Source organism: Phytobacter sp. MRY16-398 (genome assembly GCF_003925915.1).
In the GTDB taxonomy this organism is placed as follows: Bacteria; Pseudomonadota; Gammaproteobacteria; order Enterobacterales; family Enterobacteriaceae; genus Phytobacter; species Phytobacter diazotrophicus.
The window spans coordinates 521,140-538,863 of record NZ_AP018756.1 but is presented as its reverse complement, the minus strand read 5'-3'; the positions used below and the strand labels follow the sequence as shown (position 1 = coordinate 538,863).

At 51.5% G+C, this 17,724-nt stretch carries 13 protein-coding genes, 2 tRNA genes and 4 rRNA genes; 7 read left to right on the top strand and 12 right to left on the bottom strand.

Annotated features, from left to right (window positions below):
* The first annotated feature begins 23 nt into the window (after window positions 1-23).
* The 6 genes from MRY16398_RS02585 (at window position 24) to MRY16398_RS02560 (ending at window position 7,322) form a co-directional block, all read left to right on the top strand.
* A complete protein-coding gene (locus tag MRY16398_RS02585; protein ID WP_039077397.1) occupies window positions 24-2,102 on the top strand; it encodes a putative bifunctional diguanylate cyclase/phosphodiesterase in 2,079 nt (692 codons plus the stop codon).
* A gap of 365 nt (window positions 2,103-2,467) precedes the next feature.
* Entirely contained in the window at window positions 2,468-2,689 is a 222-nt protein-coding gene (locus tag MRY16398_RS02580; protein ID WP_039077395.1) for a putative periplasmic lipoprotein, read from the top strand.
* 476 nt (window positions 2,690-3,165) lie between these two features.
* Window positions 3,166-4,191, top strand: a complete 1,026-nt coding sequence (locus MRY16398_RS02575) for an amino acid ABC transporter substrate-binding protein (protein WP_039077394.1) — start codon at window positions 3,166-3,168, stop codon at window positions 4,189-4,191.
* Window positions 4,192-4,261: 70 nt separating this feature from the next.
* Complete coding sequence (locus MRY16398_RS02570) at window positions 4,262-5,443, top strand: amino acid ABC transporter permease (protein ID WP_039077393.1); 1,182 nt, start codon at window positions 4,262-4,264, stop codon at window positions 5,441-5,443.
* 9 nt (window positions 5,444-5,452) lie between these two features.
* On the top strand, window positions 5,453-6,556 hold the full coding sequence (locus MRY16398_RS02565; RefSeq protein ID WP_071194400.1) for an amino acid ABC transporter permease: 1,104 nt from the start codon (window positions 5,453-5,455) through the stop codon (window positions 6,554-6,556).
* Between the two features lie 7 nt (window positions 6,557-6,563).
* Window positions 6,564-7,322: an amino acid ABC transporter ATP-binding protein gene (locus MRY16398_RS02560; RefSeq protein WP_039077391.1), complete on the top strand. Its 759-nt coding sequence runs from the start codon at window positions 6,564-6,566 to the stop codon at window positions 7,320-7,322.
* 160 nt (window positions 7,323-7,482) lie between these two features.
* On the opposite strand, the gene rrf (MRY16398_RS02555) is transcribed toward MRY16398_RS02560, so the two are convergent.
* The 6 genes from rrf (MRY16398_RS02555) to MRY16398_RS02530 form a co-directional block, all read right to left on the bottom strand.
* Window positions 7,483-7,598, bottom strand: a 5S ribosomal RNA gene (gene rrf, locus MRY16398_RS02555).
* A 37-nt stretch (window positions 7,599-7,635) separates the two neighbouring features.
* A tRNA-Thr gene (locus MRY16398_RS02550) sits at window positions 7,636-7,711 on the bottom strand.
* Window positions 7,712-7,725: 14 nt separating this feature from the next.
* Window positions 7,726-7,841: ribosomal RNA gene (gene rrf / locus MRY16398_RS02545) — 5S ribosomal RNA — on the bottom strand.
* A gap of 194 nt (window positions 7,842-8,035) precedes the next feature.
* Window positions 8,036-10,937, bottom strand: a 23S ribosomal RNA gene (locus tag MRY16398_RS02540).
* A 216-nt stretch (window positions 10,938-11,153) separates the two neighbouring features.
* Window positions 11,154-11,229, bottom strand: a tRNA-Glu gene (locus MRY16398_RS02535).
* An 85-nt stretch (window positions 11,230-11,314) separates the two neighbouring features.
* Window positions 11,315-12,854 (bottom strand): 16S ribosomal RNA (locus MRY16398_RS02530).
* The 16S, 23S and 5S rRNA genes sit together here with 2 tRNA genes alongside, the layout of an rRNA operon.
* A gap of 473 nt (window positions 12,855-13,327) precedes the next feature.
* Between MRY16398_RS02530 and MRY16398_RS02525 the strand changes: the two genes are divergently transcribed.
* Window positions 13,328-13,876, top strand: coding sequence for a gamma carbonic anhydrase family protein (locus tag MRY16398_RS02525; RefSeq protein ID WP_039076835.1), 549 nt, complete (start codon window positions 13,328-13,330; stop codon window positions 13,874-13,876).
* Here the strand turns inward: MRY16398_RS02525 and MRY16398_RS02520 are convergent.
* The 6 genes from MRY16398_RS02520 to dprA are packed head-to-tail and all read right to left on the bottom strand — an operon-like array spanning window position 13,858 to window position 17,650.
* Complete coding sequence (locus tag MRY16398_RS02520) at window positions 13,858-14,115, bottom strand: DUF1488 family protein (RefSeq protein ID WP_071193701.1); 258 nt, start codon at window positions 14,113-14,115, stop codon at window positions 13,858-13,860. The genes MRY16398_RS02525 and MRY16398_RS02520 overlap by 19 nt on opposite strands.
* Entirely contained in the window at window positions 14,112-14,930 is an 819-nt protein-coding gene (gene aroE / locus MRY16398_RS02515) for a shikimate dehydrogenase (protein ID WP_107224659.1), read from the bottom strand. Before aroE ends, MRY16398_RS02520 begins: the two co-directional genes overlap by 4 nt.
* Before the next feature lie 4 nt (window positions 14,931-14,934).
* On the bottom strand, window positions 14,935-15,507 hold the full coding sequence (tsaC, locus tag MRY16398_RS02510) for an L-threonylcarbamoyladenylate synthase type 1 TsaC (RefSeq protein ID WP_039076832.1): 573 nt from the start codon (window positions 15,505-15,507) through the stop codon (window positions 14,935-14,937).
* Window positions 15,497-16,054 (bottom strand): DNA topoisomerase family protein, encoded by a 558-nt coding sequence (locus MRY16398_RS02505; protein ID WP_107224658.1) that lies wholly within the window; start codon window positions 16,052-16,054, stop codon window positions 15,497-15,499. Before MRY16398_RS02505 ends, tsaC begins: the two co-directional genes overlap by 11 nt.
* A gap of 26 nt (window positions 16,055-16,080) precedes the next feature.
* Window positions 16,081-16,554, bottom strand: coding sequence for a DUF494 family protein Smg (smg, locus tag MRY16398_RS02500; protein WP_039076830.1), 474 nt, complete (start codon window positions 16,552-16,554; stop codon window positions 16,081-16,083).
* Window positions 16,526-17,650, bottom strand: coding sequence for a DNA-protecting protein DprA (dprA, locus tag MRY16398_RS02495; RefSeq protein ID WP_125123799.1), 1,125 nt, complete (start codon window positions 17,648-17,650; stop codon window positions 16,526-16,528). Before dprA ends, smg begins: the two co-directional genes overlap by 29 nt.
* Window positions 17,651-17,724 lie beyond the last annotated feature (74 nt).

Sequence of the window (17,724 nt, the reverse complement as noted above, 5' to 3'; positions counted from 1 at the left end):
TTTGTGAATGAGTTGATGACATCATGCTGGTTAGCCAATACGACCAAATCCTGGTTGTTGTTTCTTTTATTGTTGCCATTCTGGCTTCCTATACTGCGCTAAATATGGCAGGTCGTGTGTCCACCAGCTCAGGGTCTTCATCATGGGTGTGGTTGACCGGCGGCGGTGTAGCAATGGGCATTGGTATCTGGGCCATGCATTTTATCGGCATGCTGGCGATGGATATCTCAATGCACCTGAGCTATGACCCGTTATTGACGGCGATCTCCATGCTCATTGCCATCGGCGCCTCATTGTTCGCACTCTGGTTAGTCAGCGGTAATGAACTGACCATGCTGCATCTTCTCCCCGGTTCCTTTGTGATGGGGATGGGGATCGTTGCCATGCACTATACCGGCATGGCAGCGCTGAAAGTGGAGCCCGCCATTGTCTGGGATATGTTCTGGGTCGCCATCTCGGTCATCATTGCATTAACCGCTTCTTTTGCCGCGCTATGGCTGACGTTCCGTCTTCGTCATGAAGCCGCTCAGGTGGCCTTAATGCGCTTTGGCGCGGCCATCCTGATGGGGATCGCTATTGCCGGTATGCACTACAGCGGCATGATGGCCGCGCGATTCCCAAACCAGGAGCCAATGAGTCACCATGGCGTTAACGGCAACTGGCTGGCAGTGCTGGTAAGCGTCGTGGCATTTTCCATCCTCGGCATCACTCTACTCGTTTCCATGCTGGATGCACGCCTGCAGGCGCGGACATCTCAGTTGGCCTCGTCACTGGCAGAAGCGAACCGCGAGCTGGCCCAACTGGCGCTACACGATACCCTAACGCGCCTGCCTAACCGCGTGCTGCTGGAAGACCGTCTGGATCAGGCGATAAATAAAGCCAGACGTGAAGGTTCTTTCTTCGCGCTGATGTTTATGGACCTGGACGGCTTTAAAACCGTTAACGACGCCTATGGGCACGACGTGGGCGATAAATTGCTGGTTGCAGTGGCTGATCGTCTCAAGCAGCAACTCAAAGGGCAATTTACGCTGGCTCGTATGGGGGGTGACGAATTCGTCCTGCTGACAGAGGTAAGTGCCCCGGATGAAGCAGCGACGCTTGCAGGCTCGCTGGTGCGCGTTATCGACAAGCCGTTTAATATCGACCCGTATGACATGATGGTCACCCTGAGCGTGGGCATCGCACTCTATCCGCACGATGGTAAAAATGAGCGCGAGCTGATGTTTAACGCCGACGCGGCGATGTATCACACCAAGCATATGGGGCGAAACGGCTATCACTTCTTCCAGCCGTCCATGAATACCCTGGCGCAGACGCAGTTACAACTGATGAACGACCTGTGGCTGGCAATGGAACGTAAAGAGTTCCGCCTGGTTTATCAACCGAAATTCCAGGCGCCAGCCGGACCAATCATTGGCTTTGAAGCCCTGCTCCGCTGGCAGCATCCAAAACGAGGGATGCTCTCTCCGGATGTCTTTTTACCGTTAGCCGAGAAGACGGGCCTAATTGTCCCGCTCGGAAACTGGGTCATTGATGAAGCATGCCGCCAGTTAAGCGAATGGCGTGCGCAGGGTAATATTGGCTGGTCGGTAGCAGTCAACTTATCAACACTGCAATTTGAACAACCGTCGCTGGTTCAGACCATCATGGATAGCCTGCAAAAGCATGAGGTGCCACCTGACACGCTAATACTTGAGGTCACCGAGACCACAGCGATGACGAACCCTGACGAGAGCGTTCGCGTCTTGACGGAACTTACCGATGCAGGCGTTCAGGCATCCATTGATGACTTTGGTACGGGCTATTCCAGCTTGCTTTATCTTAAGCGACTTCCCGCGTGTGAACTGAAAATTGATCGCGCTTTTGTCAGAGAACTCAACAGTGATGGCGACGATGCAACCATCGTCTCGGCTATCATCGCGCTGGCGAAAACGTTAAATCTGAAAGTGGTGGCGGAAGGGGTTGAAACCACAGAACAGCAGGCCTTTTTGACTGAGCTGGGGTGCAATACGCTACAAGGTTATCTGTTAGGTCGCCCGGTCACGCCTGAGGTTATCAGCGCTCAGGGAAATACATTATGCCAACAGGAACCTGTTTGTTAAATATCAATAGAGTAGATAAAAGGGGGGGTTAATTTTGCACCCTTTTATCTATTAGCCAGTCGGCGTTTTTAACCTACCTTGTTATTGCCATTTCCATTATTTTTATTAAAATCATTGGCTCACAATAGATAACGAACTTTAAATTTTTATATTTCCTTATTCCCCTGCATACTCTCTTCATCCCCTTCATTTTTTCTGCATTATTCGATGAAATATCGTTATTCTCTTCACGATGTTTACACTGCTCATACTTTGAGATTATTGAACGGGGCATTCTTAATCTTCGCGATGTTAAAATAGCGTATCGATTCTGCGCTGGTGTCGTTATTTGATACCGGGGATCGGGACTATTTAGAGGTAACATCATGAAAAGATTAATTTCCGTTGTTCTGCTTACCGCTACCCTGGCAGGTTGTGCGCACGACTCACCTTGCGTCCCTACGTATGATGATCAAGGGCGTCTGGTCCATACCAATACCTGTGTAAAAGGAACGACTCAGGACAACTGGGAAACCGCAGGTGCGATTGCGGGAGGGGCTGCGGCTCTGGCAGGCTTAACGCTGGGTATCGTCGCGTTAACTAAGTAATTTATCCAAAGCGCGGTTATGCCGCGCTTTGCTTTATTACAGTGCATTTCTTTTTATCGGCGTAAATTTTTAGCATCAAAAATGAGCAACTCATTTAAATAATTCTCCACTCCTGCCTGATTTCCCACCACATTTTAAATTATTTCATCTCTGCTCGTGACGCGTTTCACAAAGTAATGCGTTTAGCTTTCTTGCTTATATTACCCCCTGAAACTTATTTGTTAGCAGAATCGGCTAAGTGAAAGTTTTTTGCTCTGTTTTGTGGCGCAGGTTGGAATTTTGCACCATAGCAGGGCGTTGAGGTTATTTTTTCCTGTCTACACTCTCCATATTGTGCTCGCGGCTCGCATTTTTCCGCGTTCGCAAAAACTGGCACTACCTTTGCTTTAAAGAGTATGGCCAAAGCCACAGACAGGTTTAAGGCGTTTCCCGGACGCCTTCATATAACGATAATTTTTCGCCACACAGGATGCATTATGAAAAAGATGATGATTGCCAGCCTGGCAGCTGCCGGCGTGCTGTTTGCCGTTGCAAATCAAGCCCATGCTGGCACAACTCTGGATGCCGTTAAGAAGAAAGGCTTCGTACAGTGCGGTATCAGTGACGGTCTTCCTGGCTTCTCTTACGCGGATGCTAACGGTAAATTCACCGGTATTGATGTAGATGTTTGCCGTGGCGTTGCCGCCGCCGTATTTGGCGATGACACGAAAGTAAAATACACCCCGCTGACCGCAAAAGAGCGTTTCACCGCACTGCAATCCGGCGAGGTAGACATCCTTTCCCGTAACACAACCTGGACCTCTTCACGCGACGCCGGTATGGGGATGTCCTTTACTGGCGTAACCTATTACGACGGTATCGGCTTCCTGACCCATAACAAAGCTGGCCTGAAAAGCGCCAAAGAGCTGGACGGCGCAACCGTATGTATTCAGGCGGGTACCGATACCGAGCTCAACGTGGCGGATTACTTTAAATCCAACAATATGAAATACACGCCGGTGACCTTTGACCGCTCTGATGAATCCGCAAAAGCGCTGGAGTCAGGCCGTTGCGATACGCTGGCATCTGACCAGTCTCAGTTGTACGCACTGCGTATCAAGCTGAGCAATCCGGCTGAATGGATCGTCCTGCCGGAAGTGATCTCCAAAGAGCCGCTGGGCCCGGTCGTTCGTCGCGGTGATGAAGATTGGTTCTCCATCGTTCGATGGACCCTGTTTGCCATGCTGAACGCAGAAGAAATGGGCATCAACTCGAAAAACGTTGACGAGAAAGCGGCTAAACCAGCAACGCCAGACATGGCGCACCTGCTGGGTACCGAAGGTGATTTTGGTAAAGACCTGAAACTCGACAACAAATGGGCCTACAACATCATTAAGAAAGTGGGCAACTACTCTGAAATCTTCGAGCGTAACGTCGGTGCTGACAGTGCGCTGAAAATCAAACGCGGCCAGAATAATCTCTGGAACAACGGCGGTATTCAATACGCTCCGCCAGTACGTTAAGACGTAAGTGCTGTAACGGGCGCTGCCTATGCGGCGCCCTCTCCAGAGTCATGGTTACCGAGGTTTTCTTATGTCCCAACGCCGCCCAACCGTTAAAGGATCACTCTCCTTTTCAAACCCTGCGGTTCGTGCCTGGCTGTTTCAAATTATCGCTATTCTTGCTGTTGTCGGCATCGCGATCTATTTGATACACAATACCGTTACTAACCTGAACAGCCGCGGTATTACTTCTGGTTTTGCATTTCTTGATCGTGCTGCCGGATTTGGCATTGTTCAGCACCTTATCGACTACGAACAGGGTGACACTTATGGCCGCGTCTTCTTCGTTGGCCTGCTCAATACCTTGCTGGTATCAGCGCTGTGTATTGTTTTCGCGTCATTTATCGGCTTCTTTCTGGGGCTTTGCCGTCTTTCAGAAAACTGGCTGTTGCGTAAGCTCTCTACGATTTATATCGAGACATTCCGTAATATTCCCCCGCTGCTGCAAATCTTCTTCTGGTATTTCGCCGTATTGCGTAATTTACCTGGCCCACGTCAGGCTATTGGCGCTATGGATTTGCTGTTCCTCAGTAACAGGGGGCTCTATATCCCATCACCCCAACTGGGGGAAGGGCTATGGGCGTTTATTGGCACGATTGTTATCGCACTGGCCATCAGCATCGGTCTGTACCGCTTTAACAAAGCTCACCAGATTAAAACCGGACAATTGCGCCGCACATGGCCAACGGCACTGGGGTTGATTATTGTGCTCCCATTGCTGGCTCATTGGGTATTTGGCGCGGCGCTTCACTGGGACATCCCGCACTTGCGCGGTTTCAACTTCCAGGGCGGTATGGTGTTAATTCCGGAACTGGCGGCACTAACGATTGCACTGTCGGTTTACACCTCGGCATTCATTGCTGAGATTATCCGCTCAGGCATTCAATCTGTCCCCTACGGTCAACATGAAGCGGCACGTTCGCTTGGCTTGCCCAACCCGGTGACGTTGCGTCAGGTCATCATTCCGCAGGCACTGCGTGTCATTATTCCACCGCTGACCAGCCAGTATTTAAATATTGCAAAAAACTCGTCTCTGGCGGCCGCGATTGGTTATCCGGATATGGTGTCGTTATTCGCCGGTACGGTGTTGAACCAGACAGGCCAGGCCATCGAAACGATCGCGATTACCATGTCGGTTTACCTGATTATCAGTCTGTCGATTTCGTTGCTTATGAATATCTATAACCGCCGCATCGCATTAATTGAGCGCTAAGGACATCTGATGACAAAAGCTATTCTGTCTCAATCTACGCGCCAGACCCGTGCAGGAAGCAGCGGTATTGTGCTGTGGATAAAGAAAAATTTATTTTCAAGCTGGTTGAACGCACTGCTGACGCTCTTCTGCCTGTGGCTGATGTGGGAATTGATTCCACCGTTGCTGAACTGGGCTCTTTTTCAGGCGAACTGGATAGGATCAACGCGCGCAGACTGTACCAAAGCGGGTGCGTGCTGGGTGTTTATTCATGAGCGTTTTGGTCAGTTCATGTATGGCCTCTATCCGCATGAGCAACGCTGGCGCATTAACCTCGCCCTGATTGTCGGACTCCTTTCTATTGCACCGATGTTCTGGAAAAAGCTACCGAGCCGTGGTCGCTATATCGCTTGCTGGGCTGTGGCCTATCCGCTCGTGGTGTGGTGGCTGATGTACGGTGGTTTTTTGGGACTCGATCGCGTGGAAACGCGCCAGTGGGGCGGGTTAACGCTGACGTTGATCATCGCCTCTGTGGGTATCGCTGGCGCTTTGCCTCTGGGCATATTGCTGGCGCTCGGGCGTCGCTCAAAAATGCCGGTCGTGCGGGTATTGTCAGTGATTTTTATCGAGTTCTGGCGTGGCGTACCGCTGATCACTGTACTGTTCATGTCCTCGGTCATGCTGCCGCTGTTTATGGCGGAAGGCACAAGTATCGATAAGCTGATCCGTGCGCTGGTCGGGGTGATTCTGTTTCAGTCCGCCTACGTCGCCGAAGTCGTGCGTGGCGGCTTGCAGGCTCTGCCAAAAGGGCAATACGAAGCTGCCGAGTCACTGGCGCTGGGATACTGGAAAACACAAGGGCTGGTGATTTTACCGCAGGCACTGAAACTGGTTATTCCGGGTCTGGTGAATACCATTATCGCGCTGTTTAAAGATACCAGCCTCGTTATCATCATCGGCCTGTTCGATCTTTTCAGTAGCGTCCAGCAGGCAACGGTTGACCCCGCCTGGCTCGGTATGTCGACCGAAGGTTATGTATTTGCCGCGTTAGTTTACTGGATTTTCTGTTTTAGCATGTCGCGCTATAGCCAACATCTGGAGAAGCGCTTCCATACCGGGCGTTCAGCGCATTGAGGAAATTATGAGTCAAATTACTATGCAACCTGCCGATGCGATGATTACGCTCGAAGATGTGAATAAATGGTACGGGCAATTTCACGTACTTAAAGATATTAACCTTAAGGTAAAGCAAGGGGAACGCATCGTTCTGTGCGGCCCTTCCGGCTCAGGGAAATCCACGACTATTCGTTGCATTAATCATCTGGAAGAGCATCAGCAGGGTCGTATCGTAGTGGATGGCATCGAATTAAACGAAGATATTCGTAATATCGAGAAGGTTCGCCAGGAAGTGGGGATGGTATTTCAGCACTTCAACCTTTTCCCGCATCTGACGGTATTACAGAACTGTACGCTGGCACCGATCTGGGTGCGGAAGATGCCGAAGAAGGAAGCCGAAGCGCTGGCCATGCATTATTTAGAGCGCGTCCGTATTGCTGAGCACGCCCATAAATTCCCGGGGCAAATTTCTGGTGGACAGCAGCAGCGTGTGGCTATCGCCCGCTCACTCTGTATGAAACCGAAAATTATGCTCTTTGATGAACCAACCTCTGCGCTTGACCCTGAGATGGTGAAAGAAGTGCTGGATACTATGATTGGTCTTGCTGAATCGGGAATGACAATGCTGTGTGTGACTCACGAAATGGGCTTTGCACGTACCGTTGCTGACCGGGTGATCTTTATGGATCGTGGTGAAATCGTTGAGCAGGCGCCGCCGCAGGAGTTTTTCGCTAATCCTAAGTCCGAACGCACCCGAGCTTTTCTGTCTCAGGTTATCCACTGATAGTTGTTATAGAAATGCAAAAGGCCATCCCTGCGGATGGCCTTTTTTATTGAGTCAGTTCCCGCCGGTTGTACTGGAAAAGAAGCTGCAAACGCGCTGATAAACCTATATCAAAAACAAAAGGCCCAGTCTTTCGACTGGGCCTTTTGTTTTAATTGATGTCTGGCAGTTCCCTACTCTCACATGGGGAGACCCCACACTACCATCGGCGCTACGGCGTTTCACTTCTGAGTTCGGCATGGGGTCAGGTGGGACCACCGCGCTAAAGCCGCCAGACAAATTCTTTCTAAGCGCCGAACTTTAACCTTAAAACTGGTGCTGATACCCAGAGTCGAACTGGGGACCTCACCCTTACCAAGGGTGCGCTCTACCAACTGAGCCATATCAGCACGCTTAATTTGATGCCTGGCAGTTCCCTACTCTCACATGGGGAGACCCCACACTACCATCGGCGCTACGGCGTTTCACTTCTGAGTTCGGCATGGGGTCAGGTGGGACCACCGCGCTAAAGCCGCCAGGCAAATTCTGTTACCGGAAACGAATCTTTTTCACTGTGGCTGCGTTGGCTGCATTCGCAAAGTCAGTCACATACTCATGTATGCTCCTTCCTTTCCTTCATTTGCCGCCTTGCCTCAGCGTAAAATCTTTCGTTCCCGAAAATCTGTATCTAAGCTGAAAATTCTCTCAATCCGCCAAAACATCTTCGGCGTTGTAAGGTTAAGCCTCACGGTTCATTAGTACCGGTTAGCTCAACGCATCGCTGCGCTTACACACCCGGCCTATCAACGTCGTCGTCTTCAACGTTCCTTTAGTGTCCTTAAGGACAAGGGAGAACTCATCTCGGGGCAAGTTTCGTGCTTAGATGCTTTCAGCACTTATCTCTTCCGCATGTAGCTACCGGGCAGTGCCATTGGCATGACAACCCGAACACCAGTGATGCGTCCACTCCGGTCCTCTCGTACTAGGAGCAGCCCCCCTCAATTCTCCAGCGCCCACGGCAGATAGGGACCGAACTGTCTCACGACGTTCTAAACCCAGCTCGCGTACCACTTTAAATGGCGAACAGCCATACCCTTGGGACCTACTTCAGCCCCAGGATGTGATGAGCCGACATCGAGGTGCCAAACACCGCCGTCGATATGAACTCTTGGGCGGTATCAGCCTGTTATCCCCGGAGTACCTTTTATCCGTTGAGCGATGGCCCTTCCATTCAGAACCACCGGATCACTATGACCTGCTTTCGCACCTGCTCGCGCCGTCACGCTCGCAGTCAAGCTGGCTTATGCCATTGCACTAACCTCCTGATGTCCGACCAGGATTAGCCAACCTTCGTGCTCCTCCGTTACTCTTTGGGAGGAGACCGCCCCAGTCAAACTACCCACCAGACACTGTCCGCAACCCGGATTACGGGTCCACGTTAGAACATCAAACATTAAAGGGTGGTATTTCAAGGTTGGCTCCACGCAGACTGGCGTCCACGCTTCCAAGCCTCCCACCTATCCTACACATCAAGGCTCAATGTTCAGTGTCAAGCTATAGTAAAGGTTCACGGGGTCTTTCCGTCTTGCCGCGGGTACACTGCATCTTCACAGCGAGTTCAATTTCACTGAGTCTCGGGTGGAGACAGCCTGGCCATCATTACGCCATTCGTGCAGGTCGGAACTTACCCGACAAGGAATTTCGCTACCTTAGGACCGTTATAGTTACGGCCGCCGTTTACCGGGGCTTCGATCAAGAGCTTCTCCTTACGGATAACCCCATCAATTAACCTTCCGGCACCGGGCAGGCGTCACACCGTATACGTCCACTTTCGTGTTTGCACAGTGCTGTGTTTTTAATAAACAGTTGCAGCCAGCTGGTATCTTCGACTGATTTCAGCTCCGCCCGCAGGGGCTTCACCTACATATCAGCGTGCCTTCTCCCGAAGTTACGGCACCATTTTGCCTAGTTCCTTCACCCGAGTTCTCTCAAGCGCCTTGGTATTCTCTACCTGACCACCTGTGTCGGTTTGGGGTACGATTTCGTGTTACCTGATGCTTAGAGGCTTTTCCTGGAAGCAGGGCATTTGTTACTTCATCACCGTAGTGACTCGTCATCACACCTCAGCCTTGATTATCCGGATTTGCCTGGATAACCAGCCTACATGCTTAAACCGGGACAACCGTCGCCCGGCTAACATAGCCTTCTCCGTCCCCCCTTCGCAGTAACACCAAGTACAGGAATATTAACCTGTTTCCCATCGACTACGCCTTTCGGCCTCGCCTTAGGGGTCGACTCACCCTGCCCCGATTAACGTTGGACAGGAACCCTTGGTCTTCCGGCGAGCGGGCTTTTCACCCGCTTTATCGTTACTTATGTCAGCATTCGCACTTCTGATACCTCCAGCATGCCTCACAGCACACCTTCACAGGCTTACAGAACGCTCCCCTACCCAACAACACTTAAGTGTCGCTGCCGCAGCTTCGGTGCATGGTTTAGCCCCGTTACATCTTCCGCGCAGGCCGACTCGACCAGTGAGCTATTACGCTTTCTTTAAATGATGGCTGCTTCTAAGCCAACATCCTGGCTGTCTGTGCCTTCCCACATCGTTTCCCACTTAACCATGACTTTGGGACCTTAGCTGGCGGTCTGGGTTGTTTCCCTCTTCACGACGGACGTTAGCACCCGCCGTGTGTCTCCCGTGATAACATTCTCCGGTATTCGTAGTTTGCATCGGGTTGGTAAGCCGGGATGGCCCCCTAGCCGAAACAGTGCTCTACCCCCGGAGATGAATTCACGAGGCGCTACCTAAATAGCTTTCGGGGAGAACCAGCTATCTCCCGGTTTGATTGGCCTTTCACCCCCAGCCACAAGTCATCCGCTAATTTTTCAACATTAGTCGGTTCGGTCCTCCAGTTAGTGTTACCCAACCTTCAACCTGCCCATGGCTAGATCACCGGGTTTCGGGTCTATACCCTGCAACTTAACGCCCAGTTAAGACTCGGTTTCCCTTCGGCTCCCCTATTCGGTTAACCTTGCTACAGAATATAAGTCGCTGACCCATTATACAAAAGGTACGCAGTCACCCCATCAAGAGGCTCCCACTGCTTGTACGTACACGGTTTCAGGTTCTTTTTCACTCCCCTCGCCGGGGTTCTTTTCGCCTTTCCCTCACGGTACTGGTTCACTATCGGTCAGTCAGGAGTATTTAGCCTTGGAGGATGGTCCCCCCATATTCAGACAGGATACCACGTGTCCCGCCCTACTCATCGAGCTCACAGCCTGTGTGCTTTCGTGTACGGGGCTGTCACCCTGTATCGCGCGACTTTCCAGACGCTTCCACTAACACACAAGCTGATTCAGGCTCTGGGCTGCTCCCCGTTCGCTCGCCGCTACTGGGGGAATCTCGGTTGATTTCTTTTCCTCGGGGTACTTAGATGTTTCAGTTCCCCCGGTTCGCCTCATTAACCTATGGATTCAGTTAATGATAGTGCAACGGATTGCACTGGGTTTCCCCATTCGGACATCGCCGGGTCAAAGGTTCATATCACCTCGCCGGCGCTTTTCGCAGATTAGCACGTCCTTCATCGCCTCTGACTGCCAGGGCATCCACCGTGTACGCTTAGTCGCTTAACCTCACAACCCGAAGATGTTTCGTAAAACATCATCGTGTCGCGAAAATTTGAGAGACTCGAACACACCGTCATCTGTTCTTATTACGGAGAACAGACACTGTGTGTCGTTTCAATTTTCAGCTTGATCCAGATTTTTAAAGAGCAAATATCTCAAACATGACTCGGAAGTCAGTTTTGAGATATCGGTGGCAACGCCTTTCACACATTACCGCGCAAGTGGCGTCCCCTAGGGGATTCGAACCCCTGTTACCGCCGTGAAAGGGCGGTGTCCTGGGCCTCTAGACGAAGGGGACACTTAAGTCTCGCTCGCAAGACGCCTTGCTTTTTACTTTTCATCAGACAATCTGTGTGAGCACTACAAAGGCAGGTTCTTTAAGGTAAGGAGGTGATCCAACCGCAGGTTCCCCTACGGTTACCTTGTTACGACTTCACCCCAGTCATGAATCACAAAGTGGTAAGCGCCCTCCCGAAGGTTAAGCTACCTACTTCTTTTGCAACCCACTCCCATGGTGTGACGGGCGGTGTGTACAAGGCCCGGGAACGTATTCACCGTGGCATTCTGATCCACGATTACTAGCGATTCCGACTTCATGGAGTCGAGTTGCAGACTCCAATCCGGACTACGACATACTTTATGAGGTCCGCTTGCTCTCGCGAGGTCGCTTCTCTTTGTATATGCCATTGTAGCACGTGTGTAGCCCTGGTCGTAAGGGCCATGATGACTTGACGTCATCCCCACCTTCCTCCAGTTTATCACTGGCAGTCTCCTTTGAGTTCCCGGCCGGACCGCTGGCAACAAAGGATAAGGGTTGCGCTCGTTGCGGGACTTAACCCAACATTTCACAACACGAGCTGACGACAGCCATGCAGCACCTGTCTCACGGTTCCCGAAGGCACTAAGGCATCTCTGCCAAATTCCGTGGATGTCAAGACCAGGTAAGGTTCTTCGCGTTGCATCGAATTAAACCACATGCTCCACCGCTTGTGCGGGCCCCCGTCAATTCATTTGAGTTTTAACCTTGCGGCCGTACTCCCCAGGCGGTCGACTTAACGCGTTAGCTCCGGAAGCCACGCCTCAAGGGCACAACCTCCAAGTCGACATCGTTTACGGCGTGGACTACCAGGGTATCTAATCCTGTTTGCTCCCCACGCTTTCGCACCTGAGCGTCAGTCTTTGTCCAGGGGGCCGCCTTCGCCACCGGTATTCCTCCAGATCTCTACGCATTTCACCGCTACACCTGGAATTCTACCCCCCTCTACAAGACTCAAGCCTGCCAGTTTCGAATGCAGTTCCCAGGTTGAGCCCGGGGATTTCACATCCGACTTGACAGACCGCCTGCGTGCGCTTTACGCCCAGTAATTCCGATTAACGCTTGCACCCTCCGTATTACCGCGGCTGCTGGCACGGAGTTAGCCGGTGCTTCTTCTGCGGGTAACGTCAATCAACACGGTTATTAACCGCATTGCCTTCCTCCCCGCTGAAAGTACTTTACAACCCGAAGGCCTTCTTCATACACGCGGCATGGCTGCATCAGGCTTGCGCCCATTGTGCAATATTCCCCACTGCTGCCTCCCGTAGGAGTCTGGACCGTGTCTCAGTTCCAGTGTGGCTGGTCATCCTCTCAGACCAGCTAGGGATCGTCGCCTTGGTGAGCCATTACCTCACCAACAAGCTAATCCCATCTGGGCACATCCGATGGCAAGAGGCCCGAAGGTCCCCCTCTTTGGTCTTGCGACATTATGCGGTATTAGCTACCGTTTCCAGTAGTTATCCCCCTCCATCGGGCAGTTTCCCAGACATTACTCACCCGTCCGCCACTCGTCACCCGAGAGCAAGCTCTCTGTGCTACCGTTCGACTTGCATGTGTTAGGCCTGCCGCCAGCGTTCAATCTGAGCCATGATCAAACTCTTCAATTTAAAAGTTTGATGCTCGTAGAATTAAACTTCGTAATGAATTACGTGTTCACTCTATGAGACTTGGTATTCATTTAGTGTCCGAAGACATTAAGAATCCATGTCACTTTGAGTGCCCACACAGATTGTCTGATAAATTGTTAAAGAGCAGTGCAACGCGGCTTTCGCTCACCGTTGCGAGGTGGCGTATATTACGCTTTCCTCTTTCAGAGTCAACCCGTTATTTCAGGATTTTTCTCTTCGTTGTTCCGACCATCTCGTGAAGTGTTTCACATTGTCGTCTCAACGGAGGCGCATTATAGGGATCCCATTTTTTTGCACAAGCCTTTTTTCGATCTTTTTTACTGATTGTTGTTTTTTCGCCCTTTTCGATGAGATCCCGTACGATCTGCTCGAATTATGACAAGTAAAAGGCTTGCACAAGGCCGTTATTGCCACCAAAGTCTACTTCACAACCTGTTTTTGATGAGGTAGCTATGTCCGCAGTTTTACGTCCTTATAGAAATTTGTATCCTCAAGTCGGTGAAAAAGTGATGGTCGATGCCACCAGCGTCGTGATCGGCGATGTACGAATTGCTGATGATGTCGGCATCTGGCCACTGGTCGTTATCCGCGGTGATGTCAACTATGTAGAGATAGGGGCACGCAGTAATATCCAGGACGGTAGCGTATTACACGTTACGCATAAGTCTTCTTATAACCCGGAAGGTAACCCGCTGATCATTGGCGAAGATGTGACGGTGGGACATAAAGTCATGCTGCATGGCTGCATTATCGGTAACCGCGTTCTGGTCGGAATGGGGTCCATTTTATTAGATGGCGCGGTTATAGAGGATGACGTGATGATTGGCGCGGGCAGCCTGGTTCCGCAAAATAAACGCCTCGAGAGCGGTTACCTATACCTTGGCAGCCCTGTGAAACAGATCCGCCCGCTAAAAGAAGAAGAGATCGCAGGGTTAAAATACTCGGCGAACAACTACGTGAAATGGAAGGATGAGTATCTGGCTCAGGATAACCAGATATAACCCTGCTCGTCTTCCTGCTGCTCACGGATCAACTGTTCGGCCTCGTCTTCCAGATCCCAGCGGTTTTCCCGGAATAACGCCAGCCACAGCGCTGGCGAATCGCCTCCAAAACGTTCCGCCAGGACCTCAGCACGCATAATGCAGGTAAGTTGTAAACCATTAACCAGGGCAGGAAAACACACCGCCTGCTGGGCATCATTCCACTCTTCCCTGTCGGGAAATTGAATAGCCTGGTTCATTCCGCCAGTTCCCTCTGAAGCTGTTTAATAACAGATTCGATATCTGGCAATACGCCATGCCATAACAGCACGGAATGCGCAGCTTGCCCCACCAGCATCCCTAAACCATCGGCGCATCGCTGCGCCCCATTTTGCTGGCACCAGGCAAGGAAAGGTGTGCTGCCTTTTTGATAGAACATGTCGTAGCAAAAAAGCTCTGCATGAATGAGAGATTCGGGTAACTCGGGCACGCCTCCATCAATACCACTGGAGGTAGCATTAATGATGAGGTCGAATTCATGGCCTGCCAGCTCGGATAACGCAAGCGCATTCACGCTGCCGGTATGAGCAAAAAGCGTTGCCAGTTCTTGTGCTCGAGCCAACGTCCGGTTGGTTATTGTCACTGCGCAATCCAGCGAAAGCAGTGGGAGCAGTACGCCTCGTGCAGCGCCACCCGCACCAATTAGCAGGATGCGAAAGCCGGGTTTGATAAATGACAAGCGCTCCAGATCGCTCAATAACCCGATCCCGTCAGTGTTGTCACCCAGCAAGCGCCCATCATCAAGACGCTTTAATGTATTTACCGCCCCCGCAAGCGCAGCGCGTTCGGTAAGTTCATCTGCCCGACTGAAAGCTTCTTCTTTAAAAGGCACGGTAATATTGGCGCCTTTTCCTCCCGCAATAAAGAAAGCCTCAAGCGTATTGACGAAATCATCCACTGGCGCCAGTACGCGACCATAAGGATGTTCAATCTTTAACTGAGCCGCAAATTGCGCGTGAATAAACGGCGATTTGCTGTGTGCGACGGGGTTACCAAATACAGCGTAGGATTCCATAGCGTTAACCTTGACGAAATAATTCACCGGTAAGGGCGTCGCGAATTTCAGAAGGATTCTGGCGGCCACCCGTTTTCCCTTCCACGACAGGGAAGTCGGCACCAAATTGCTGGCGTACTTCGTCATCCGTTCTGCAAGGAGGTAAACCGGTCAAGTTTGCACTGGTTGATACCAGTGGTTTGCCGTACGCCTCGCACAGCGCGATAACCAGCGGGTGATCGGTAACGCGCACAGCCAAAGAGTCGAAACGCCCGGTCAGCCAGCGCGGCGTGGTAGCTTTGGCAGGAAAGACGAATGTTACCGGTCCTGGCCAGCAGGCGAAAACAGCCTGCCGCTGAGTCTCATTCAGCATGCTGTCGTCTATATAGGGCTTTAACTGCTCGAAACTGGCGGCGATCAGGATCAGTCCTTTCTCGACCGGGCGCTGTTTCAACTCAAGCAGACGATTTACGGCAATCTCACTGTCCGGGTCACAACCAACACCGAAAACCGCTTCTGTGGGATATGCGATGACTTTTTTATTTTTCAGGACCGCCACCGCAGCAGCAATGGGATCCAAATGCAGGTTATTCTTCACGAGTCTGTTCCGCCGTTACCGGCTTTCCACATTGTTTACTGGCGCAGAAACATCTGATGCCTTGCGCCGTTTTTTTCTCAATCAGTAGCGGGTAGTGGCATGTTGGACACTCCCCTGCCACGGGTTTGAAATTGATGACGAACTGACAATCGGGATAACGATCGCAGGAATGGAAGGTTTTGCCAAATCGCGACCGTCGCTGGATCAAGTGCCCGGTCTGACACTGTGGACACGTGATCGCGGTGTCATCGGGTTTGTCGATTTGTTCGGTATGTTCACACTCAGGATAGTGGCTACAGCCAATGAACATCCCAAACCGCCCCTGTCGCAGTACCAGTACGGCACCACAGACGGGGCAGTCTTGTCCATCCAGAATTTTAACGACGTGTCCATCCGCCTGACTTTTCAGCGGACGAACATAATCGCATTCCGGATAATGAGAACATCCGAGAAACGGACCATGCTTGCCGGAACGAATAACGAGTTCAGCCCCGCACTGTGGGCAGGGCTCGTTGTTACGCACCGTAAACAGTGCTGATTTGGCCATAAGGACTCTGGAAGCTGCAAAAATGATTAATGCAGCATACCTTCATTCACTTCAAAGAGTAATTCTTCCATTTGCTGGTAGGCGTTTTCACACCCTGGAATGTTAAACAGAACCATCAGAATGACCCATTTAAGGTCTTCCAGTTCGAATTCTGCCGTATCCAGCGCCAGCACACGTTCAATCACCATTTCACGTGTTTCGAGGTTTAGCACCTGAATCTGCTCCAGGAATAATAAAAATCCCCGGCAACTGGCATCCAGCCGTTCACACTCTTCTGGCGTATAAATACGCACCGAGAGCGGGTCAGAAGCGAGCTGCATCGGTTCGGCGAGGCCTTCCTGATAATCAGCCAGCTTTTCAAGCCACAGAAGCGCGTTATAGATATCTTCACGATCAAAACCAGCGTCGGTAAGGTCCCGTTCCAGTTTGTCCTGATCCACCCGCATTTCAGCTTCGTTATGGATGTAAGTCTCAAACAAATACATTAGTACGTCGAACATGGCTTGCCCTCCTTAATCGGACATAGCCGCCGGGTACAGCTGCGATCCACCCTGCTAACTCCAGTTCAAGTAGCTGAGCCACAGTTACTGGCACAGGTTGGCCGGCACGTTCAGCGACGACGTCAACAGGTGTTACCTCATCTCCTACGTTAGCCAGGAGCTCGGGAAATGGCAATGCCACCTCTTCTTGATCTGGCGAATAAATTGAATTTTCGTTACCTGGCTGCAACCAATGTAGCCCGTATTGCAAACTTTCCAGAATCTCTTCTGGCGAGACAACCAGGAGCGCGCCCTGCTGTATCAACCAGTGCGGCCCCTCACTGCCGGGATTTCCTACCGGACCGGGGAGCGCAAAAACTTCACGCCCCTGTTCCACCGCACAGCGCGCAGTCACTAATGAGCCGCTGCGTAAAGCAGCTTCAATAACCAGCACCCCACGACTAAGCCCACTAATGATGCGATTACGTCGAGGGAAATTGCCCGGATTAGGTGTAGTCTTGAGGGAAAATTCGGAGACGAGCGCCCCACCATTGGCAACGATGTCAGCAGCCAGGGAGATATGACGCCGTGGATACACGGTAAAAAGGCCATGCCCCAATACACCAACGGTTTTACCCTGCGCGTTAAGCGCTGCGCGATGCGCAACGCTGTCGATCCCAAGCGCCAGTCCACTGGTAATGGTTAAACCGCTCCGTGCCAGAGCTTCACAAAACTGAGTCCCCCAACGCTCGCCGTACCATGAATGTGCTCGACTGCCAACGACAGCAATCTGCTGGCTCGCCAGCACATCTGGATCCCCTTTAATAAAAAGCGCACCAGGATAATCAGCAATCGCCCGTAACTGCGGAGGATATTGCTTCTCGCAGGCCAGAATAAGATGATGCTGTGGCTGCTCAAGCCATAGCAAACTCTCTTCAATTTCCCGCGAGCTCATGGCCAGAAACCGTCTGGCCTGTTTTGCCGTCAGGCCGCTTGAGGTTAACGTCTCAGCATCAATCACAGCGCTATTTGCCAGGCTTTGCGCCGCCCTGAGCATCCCCTCACCGAACAGATCGCCTGTATATATCAGGCGCAACCATATTTCTGTAGAAGTCATCTGCATCCCTGCCATAAATAGCTCGCCCAATCCTTGCGATTGGTCACCGATGCTGTCAATCGGAGGGGGATTTG

What these genes read in the sequence shown, in the direction of transcription:
- MRY16398_RS02585 (WP_039077397.1), top strand. Translation starts at nt 24, where the DNA reads ATGCTGGTTAGCCAATACGACCAAATCCTGGTTGTTGTTTCTTTTATT.
- MRY16398_RS02580 (WP_039077395.1), top strand. Translation starts at nt 2,468, where the DNA reads ATGAAAAGATTAATTTCCGTTGTTCTGCTTACCGCTACCCTGGCAGGT.
- MRY16398_RS02575 (WP_039077394.1), top strand. Translation starts at nt 3,166, where the DNA reads ATGAAAAAGATGATGATTGCCAGCCTGGCAGCTGCCGGCGTGCTGTTT.
- MRY16398_RS02570 (WP_039077393.1), top strand. Translation starts at nt 4,262, where the DNA reads ATGTCCCAACGCCGCCCAACCGTTAAAGGATCACTCTCCTTTTCAAAC.
- MRY16398_RS02565 (WP_071194400.1), top strand. Translation starts at nt 5,453, where the DNA reads ATGACAAAAGCTATTCTGTCTCAATCTACGCGCCAGACCCGTGCAGGA.
- MRY16398_RS02560 (WP_039077391.1), top strand. Translation starts at nt 6,564, where the DNA reads ATGAGTCAAATTACTATGCAACCTGCCGATGCGATGATTACGCTCGAA.
- MRY16398_RS02525 (WP_039076835.1), top strand. Translation starts at nt 13,328, where the DNA reads ATGTCCGCAGTTTTACGTCCTTATAGAAATTTGTATCCTCAAGTCGGT.
- MRY16398_RS02520 (WP_071193701.1), bottom strand. Translation starts at nt 14,115, where the DNA reads ATGAACCAGGCTATTCAATTTCCCGACAGGGAAGAGTGGAATGATGCC.
- aroE (WP_107224659.1), bottom strand. Translation starts at nt 14,930, where the DNA reads ATGGAATCCTACGCTGTATTTGGTAACCCCGTCGCACACAGCAAATCG.
- MRY16398_RS02505 (WP_107224658.1), bottom strand. Translation starts at nt 16,054, where the DNA reads ATGGCCAAATCAGCACTGTTTACGGTGCGTAACAACGAGCCCTGCCCA.
- smg (WP_039076830.1), bottom strand. Translation starts at nt 16,554, where the DNA reads ATGTTCGACGTACTAATGTATTTGTTTGAGACTTACATCCATAACGAA.
- dprA (WP_125123799.1), bottom strand. Translation starts at nt 17,650, where the DNA reads ATGACTTCTACAGAAATATGGTTGCGCCTGATATATACAGGCGATCTG.